This is a genomic window from Anaerosporobacter sp., from assembly GCF_965301125.1.
In genome coordinates, this window is record NZ_CBDLAM010000063.1 from 1 (window position 1) to 7,535 (window position 7,535).

The following is a 7,535-nucleotide window of genomic DNA, read 5'->3' on the forward strand; positions in this document are numbered from 1 at the left end:
ATATTCCTAATATAATTACTTTTATTCTTAGTGCAACTATTTTGTTTACACCTTATTTTTAACAGTAAGTTATTACATTAGCAAATTGCTATTTACAATATTCTTTAACTGCCTCTTCGTATAAATTATTACCTTTGCAATCAATTACAACTATGGCAGGAAAATCTTTAACCTCTAATTTTCTAATTGCCTCAGTACCTAGATCATCATACGCTAAAACATCTGATTTCGTAATACACTTAGACAAAACTGCTCCTGCTCCACCAACAGCTGCAAAATAAACGCAAGTATTATCTTTGATAGCAGATATCACTTCTTCATTTCTTTTTCCTTTACCAATCATTCCTTTTAAACCGTGTTTCATAAGTAATGGAGCATACTTGTCCATTCTGCTACTGGTAGTTGGACCTGCTGAACCAATTACCTTACCTTCCCTAGCAGGAGTAGGTCCTAGATAATAAACAATATTATTAGTTAAATCAAAAGGAATTTCTTCTCCAATTAGAATACATTCATACATTCTTTTATGTGCTGCATCTCTTGCTGTATATATAGTACCAGAAATATATACATAATCTCCTGCTTTTAATGATCGTATTACTTCACCTGATAAAGGTGCTTCTATGTTTTTATTCATATTTATTCCCATGCATTTTACAAGCTAATTATTATAATAGATTGAAAAAAACATTGCATGGCTCCCTTCGTAATATTTCAACTCTTTCGATCTTACTAATTCTTAATAAGATGATATAAATCTAGAATTCCTATTATCTAGTGCTATGCTTTTTCCTAATAGGAATTCAGATTACTATAATATACGATGTGAATGTCTATTCACATGACAACAAATATTGATAGCAACCGGTAGACCTGCTATGTGCGTTGGGTATGTCTCAACATTAACGCCTAATGCTGTTACTCGACCTCCTAAACCTGCAGGGCCAATTCCTAGTTTATTAATGCTTTCTAGTAATTCTTCTTCTAATTCTTTTACATATGGTGTTGAAGATCTTTCTTGCAAGTTACGTGTTAATGCTTTTTTAGATAGTAATGTACACTTTTCAAAGCTTCCTCCTATACCTACACCTACTACTATTGGGGGGCAAGCATTTGGACCAGCTAATCTAACAGTTTCTAAAACTGCTGCCTTAACGCCTTCTATACCATCTGATGGTTTTAACATATAGACACGACTCATATTTTCACTTCCAAAACCTTTTGGTGCTACAGTGATGTCGATATTTTCACCTGGTACAATTTCGTAATGAATAACACCTGGTGTGTTGTCTTTCGTATTTTCACGTATTATCGGATCTTTAACTACAGATTTTCTTAGATATCCCTCTTCATATCCTTGTCTAATTCCTTCATTGATCGCATCTTCAAGATTCATACCTTCAACATGTACGTCCTGTCCTATTTTCATAAATATAATTGCCATTCCTGTATCTTGGCAAATTGGTATTAATTCTTCTCTTGCAATATTAATATTCTCCTCTAGTTGCCCTAGTATTTGCTTTCCAATGGGAGATTCCTCTTTTTCTGGAGAACTTACTATAGCAGTTTCCATATCCTGAGACAAGTTATAATTTGCTTCAATACACATTTCTTTTATATTACTTATGATTGCATCTGTATGAATTATTCTCATTTTTTTACCCATGCATATTATATCTTACTATAAACAAACATGGCCCCTTTCATAAAATTTATTGTTCTAGGTAAATAAAAAATGGTTTCTTACTTCCTTTAATTACTAATATATCATACTTTTAAGGCTCAAGTAAACTATAGAAAACACTATAGTCAAACCTTTGTCTTCTATAAATCACTAAAAAGGAGCAAAATGTATAACCTAAAATGGTCTTACACCTTGCTCCTTTTAATCTTAAATTTTTAAATTATATAGAGTTAAAGCTTATTCTTCAGAATCTTCTTCTATTTCTTCATAGTCCTGATCCGATTCTATAATAATCTCATTATCTAAAGATTCTTCCTCTAACTGTTCTTCTAATTGTTTTAAAAGATCATCTTCTGTTGTGTTGTCACTTTCCCTTACCTTGGCAAAGCTAGCAACCCTAACATCTTTATCTACATCAATATCAATTAATTTAACACCAGAAGTTATTCTTCCAAGTACTGAAATTCCACTAACCATTAGACGAATTATGATTCCCTCTGTAGTAATAATCATAATTTCATTATCTTCGTTTACAGCTTTAACACCGATAACATCGCCTGTTTTTTCTGTTATTTTATAACACTTAACACCCTTACCACCACGGCGTTGCACAGTAAATTCGTCCATGTCCGTACATTTACCCATACCATATTCAGATACGAATAATAGATACTTACCTTGTGTATGCAACTGCATTCCAACAATTTCATCATCGTCAGACAAGTTCATACCAATAACACCCATGGATGTTCTACCAGTAGGTCTAACATCTTCTTCGTTAAACCTGATACAGATACCATTCTTAGTTACTAAAATAATATCCTTTTGTCTATTTGTTGATTTAACTTCAATTAATTCATCATCTTCGCGAAGATTAATTGCTTGTAAACCAGATTTTCTAATATTTTCATATTCTTTGATAGGAGTTTTCTTAACAATACCTTTCTTTGTTGCCATGAATAGGTATCTATTATTCTTATACTCTTTTAGAGGAATAATCGCTGTGATTTTTTCTTCTGGTAATAACTGCAATAAGTTAACAATAGCAGTACCTCTAGCAGTCCTACTTGATTCTGGAATTTCATATGCTTTCAATCGATATACGCGACCTTTATTAGTAAAGAACATTATATAATGATGAGTAGTTGTCATTAATAGATCTTCTATGAAATCTTCATCTATTGTTTGCATACCCTTAATACCCTTGCCACCTCGATGCTGACTCTTGAAATTATCTACAGTCATTCTCTTTATGTAGCCAAGGCTAGTCATTGCAATTACTGTGTTCTCTCTAGGAATAAGATCTTCCATGGATAAATCATATTCATCAAATCCAATTGAAGTTCTACGATCATCACCATATTTATCACGGATAACAATAAGTTCTTCCTTGATAACAGTAAGAAGCTTCTTAACATCAGCTAAGATTGCTTTATATTCCGCTATTTTTTCTTGTAGTTCCTTGAATTCATTTTCAAGTTTTTCTCTTTCTAATCCAGTAAGAGCACGAAGTCTCATATCAACGATTGCTTGTGCTTGAACTTCCGATAATCCGAATCGTTCAATTAATCGTTCTTTGGCAATTCCAACGTTCTTTGAGGAACGTATAATACTAATTACTTCGTCAATATTATCAAGAGCAACCATTAATCCTTCTAAGATATGTGCTCTTTCTTCTGCTTTGTTTAAGTCGTATTGTGTACGGCGAGTTACTACTTCTTCTTGGTGAAGTAAGTAGTATTTTAACATATCATGCAAGTTAAGTACTTTTGGTTCATTGTTAACAAGTGCTAACATAATAACACCAAATGTATCCTGTAATTGCGTATGCTTATATAATTGATTTAATAATACATTTGCATTCACATCTTTACGAAGTTCAATACAAATTCTCATACCCGTACGGTCAGATTCATCACGCAATTCCGTAATTCCATCAATCTTCTTATCACGTACAAGTTCTGCAATTTTCTCTATTAATCTTGCTTTATTAACCATATATGGTAATTCTGTAACTACGATACGGTTTTTACCATTGTTCATTGGCTCAATATCCGTAACCGCACGTACACGAATCTTACCTCTACCTGTACGGTATGCTTCATCAATTCCTCTTGTTCCTAGGATGGTTGCACCCGTAGGGAAGTCTGGTCCTTTTACGATTTGAAGTAACTCTTCGATCGACGTATCACGATCTTCCTCTACACGATTATCAATCAACTTAATAACTGCATTAATAACCTCACGTAAGTTATGAGGTGGAATATTCGTTGCCATACCTACTGCGATACCTGATGTACCATTAACCAAAAGATTAGGAAATCTCGCTGGTAATACAACCGGCTCTTTTTCCGTCTCATCAAAGTTAGGTATGAAATCTACAGTATTTTTATTGATATCAGAAAGCATCTCCATTGAGATTTTACTTAAACGCGCTTCTGTATAACGCATGGCTGCTGCCCCATCACCATCCACAGAACCGAAGTTACCATGACCATCTACTAATGGATATCTTGTAGACCATTCTTGTGCTAAGTTAACTAAAGCTCCATATATAGAACTATCACCATGTGGATGATATTTACCCATTGCATCACCAACGATACGGGCACATTTACGATGTGGCTTATCCGGACCGTTGTTTAGTTCGATCATGGCATATAGAATTCTTCTTTGCACGGGCTTTAAACCATCTCTAACGTCCGGTAAAGCTCTGGCCGCGATTACAGACATGGCATAGTCAATGTATGACGTTTCCATCGTCTTTTTCAAATCGACGTCGTGAACTTTATCAAATATATGTTCGTCCATTTCTATTCCTCCATAGTTGTGACTTTATATAATTAGTGATATTTATATATCTAGATTCTTAACGTATTTTGCGTTTGCTTCTATGAATTCTCTTCTTGGTTCAACTTTATCACCCATAAGTGTAGTAAATGTTAAATCTATCTCAGATGAAGTATCTTCATCAATTGTTACACGTAATAATACACGCTTTTTTGGATCCATAGTTGTTTCCCATAGTTGTTCCGCATCCATTTCACCAAGACCTTTGTAACGTTGAATCTTATTATTGGTATCACGACCGATTTCAAGTAGTATTTTATTAAGTTCTTCATCACTATAAGCATAGTATACCTGTTTATTCTTCTCAACTTTGTATAAAGGTGGTTGCGCCAAATATACGTAACCTTGTTTTATTAATTCAGGCATAAAACGATATAAGAATGTTAATAATAAAGTACTAATATGAGCACCGTCAACATCGGCATCTGTCATAATTATAATTTTATGATAACGTAATCTGCTAATATCGAAATCATCTGATATACCTGTACCAAATGCTGTTATCATTGCTTTAATTTCGTTATTCACTAAAATCTTATCAAGACGTGATTTTTCAACATTAAGGATCTTACCTCTTAGTGGCAAAATTGCTTGCGTTGCACGAGATCTTGCTGTTTTAGCAGAACCTCCTGCAGAGTCCCCTTCTACGATGTAAATTTCACAATTCTTAGGATCCTTATCTGAACAATCAGCTAATTTTCCTGGAAGGCTCATACCTTCTAATGCAGTCTTTCTTCTAGTTAGGTCTCTTGCTTTTCTTGCTGCATCTCTTGCTCGTTGTGCAAGAACTGCTTTTTCACAGATAATCTTAGCTACACCTGGATTTTGTTCAAGAAAGTACGTAAGTTGTTCACTAACAACGGAATCAACAGCCCCTCTTGCTTCACTATTACCAAGTTTTTGCTTTGTCTGTCCTTCAAATTGAGGTTCACCAATTTTAATACTAATGATAGCTGTCAAACCTTCACGAATATCTTCACCCGATAAATTAGCCTCGTTATCTTTTAAGAATTTTTGTGTTCTGGCATAATCATTGAATGTTTTTGTAAGAGCATTCTTAAATCCAGAAAGATGCGTACCACCTTCTGGAGTCGTAATATTATTTACAAAGCTATAACAATTTTCTGTATATGAATTATTGTGTTGCATTGCAACTTCTACATATACGTCATCTCTTTTACCTTCGCAATATATAATGTTTTCATACAAAGGATCTTTATTGTTATTTAAGTACTGAACATATTCCTTAATTCCACCTTCATAATGGAATTCTACTACCTTTTGTTCTTCCTCTCGATCATCTCTTAAGATGATTTTAAGATTCTTTGTTAAAAAGGCCATTTCTCTAAGTCTTTGTTTTAATACTTCAAAATCATAGACTGTTTCTTCAAAAATTTTATTATCAGGAAGGAATGTTACAGTTGTACCTGTTCTATCTGTTTCTCCTACAACTTTCAGTGGATGCATTACCTTACCACGTTCATAACGTTGGTTATATATTTTCCCATCTGAGTGAATATAAACTTCAAGCCATTCGGATAAAGCGTTAACTACAGAAGCACCAACTCCATGTAATCCTCCGGATACCTTATATCCTCCACCGCCGAATTTACCACCAGCGTGAAGAATGGTAAATACAACTTCAACTGCTGGAATTCCCTTTTTAGGATGAATATCAATAGGGATACCTCGACCATTATCCTTAACGGTAATTGAATTATCTTTGTTAATTGTAACATCAATTGTATCACAATAACCACCAAGTGCTTCATCAACTGCGTTATCTACAATCTCATATACAAGATGGTGTAAACCTTTTGATGACGTACTACCAATATACATACCTGGTCTTTTTCTTACAGCTTCTAAACCTTCAAGAATCTGTATCTGATTAGCGCCGTATTCTGTACCCAATTCTGTACTCATAACTATCCTCCTAATTTTATCTTTTATTGAATTGCTATTACTCTAAAATTATGATTCGTTTTCTGCAGTCACACTTCCTTCAACCACTTTATACAATTTATCAATATGAAAACGATTTGCTACGAACTCTTCCAAACCCGTACAAGTAATCATTGTTTGAATACCTTCAATGCTACTTAGTAAATAATTCTGCCTATTACGATCTAACTCTGATAAAACATCATCTAATAATAATATTGGTTCATCTTTTATGGTTTGTCTCACTAATTCAATTTCTGCAAGTTTTAAGGAAAGTGCTGATGTCCTCTGCTGCCCTTGAGAACCATATTTTCTAATATCTATATCTTTTATTGTAAAACAAATATCATCTCTATGAGGTCCGACACTTGTTAATTTATAAAATATATCTTTATCTCTTTGTTTTTTAACTTTTGTTTCCATTTCTTGAGAAAGAACATTAGGTTCATATTGAACTACTAGTTCTTCCTTGCCACCTGATAATCTCTTATGTATATCGTATACAATCTCATTTAGTTCAAGTATAAATTGTTTTCTTCTCTCAATTATACGTTTACCAAATTCACAAAGTTGTATATCCCATATACTAAGTGTTTCCATTAATTCAGGTTTAAAACCTATTTGCTTTAATAAATTATTTCGTTGGGCAATAATTTTGTTGTAATTTGTCAAATCAGAAAGGTATAGTTTATCCAACTGACATAACTCAAAATCAATAAATCTCCGACGATCACTTGGACCATTCTTAATTATACTTAAATCCTCTGGAGAGAAAAATACAAGGTTAATAAGACCAAAGAGTTCACTAGACTTCCTAATTGGAATTCCATCAATTGCTACGCCTTTTGGTTTGTTTTTCTTTAAGTGCATATCAATTCGATGTACAATCAGATTTTTCTCAATAAACATTCGAATATGAGATTCTTCCTGATTTAACTGAATCATCTCTTTATCCTTACTACCCTTGTGTGATTTTGTCGTCCCAGCTAAATAAACAGCCTCAAGAATATTAGTTTTTCCCTGTGCATTATCCCCGTACAATATGTTTGTACCATTC

Annotated in this window: 5 protein-coding genes; all 5 read right to left on the bottom strand. The window is 33.5% G+C overall.

Going from position 1 to position 7,535, the window contains the following annotated elements:
* Positions 1 to 88: 88 nt before the first annotated feature.
* Positions 89 to 637, bottom strand: a complete 549-nt coding sequence (locus ACW2QF_RS08870; RefSeq protein WP_455715642.1) for a Fe-S-containing hydro-lyase — start codon at positions 635 to 637, stop codon at positions 89 to 91.
* A 174-nt stretch (positions 638 to 811) separates the two neighbouring features.
* Positions 812 to 1,654, bottom strand: coding sequence for a fumarate hydratase (locus ACW2QF_RS08875; RefSeq protein ID WP_455715658.1), 843 nt, complete (start codon positions 1,652 to 1,654; stop codon positions 812 to 814).
* 267 nt (positions 1,655 to 1,921) lie between these two features.
* The gene (gene gyrA, locus ACW2QF_RS08880) at positions 1,922 to 4,495 is read right to left on the bottom strand and encodes a DNA gyrase subunit A (RefSeq protein ID WP_455715643.1); all 2,574 of its coding nucleotides are present in this window, start codon (positions 4,493 to 4,495) and stop codon (positions 1,922 to 1,924) included.
* 42 nt (positions 4,496 to 4,537) lie between these two features.
* A complete protein-coding gene (gene gyrB / locus ACW2QF_RS08885; protein ID WP_455715659.1) occupies positions 4,538 to 6,448 on the bottom strand; it encodes a DNA topoisomerase (ATP-hydrolyzing) subunit B in 1,911 nt (636 codons plus the stop codon).
* A gap of 60 nt (positions 6,449 to 6,508) precedes the next feature.
* On the bottom strand, positions 6,509 to 7,535 hold a 1,027-nt coding region (gene recF, locus ACW2QF_RS08890; protein WP_455715644.1), incomplete at its 5' end, for a DNA replication/repair protein RecF.

Bases quoted from the DNA above. Each gene is read 5' to 3' on its own strand.
- ACW2QF_RS08870 (WP_455715642.1), bottom strand. From the start codon at position 637: ATGAATAAAAACATAGAAGCACCTTTATCAGGTGAAGTAATACGATCA.
- ACW2QF_RS08875 (WP_455715658.1), bottom strand. From the start codon at position 1,654: ATGAGAATAATTCATACAGATGCAATCATAAGTAATATAAAAGAAATG.
- gyrA (WP_455715643.1), bottom strand. From the start codon at position 4,495: ATGGACGAACATATATTTGATAAAGTTCACGACGTCGATTTGAAAAAG.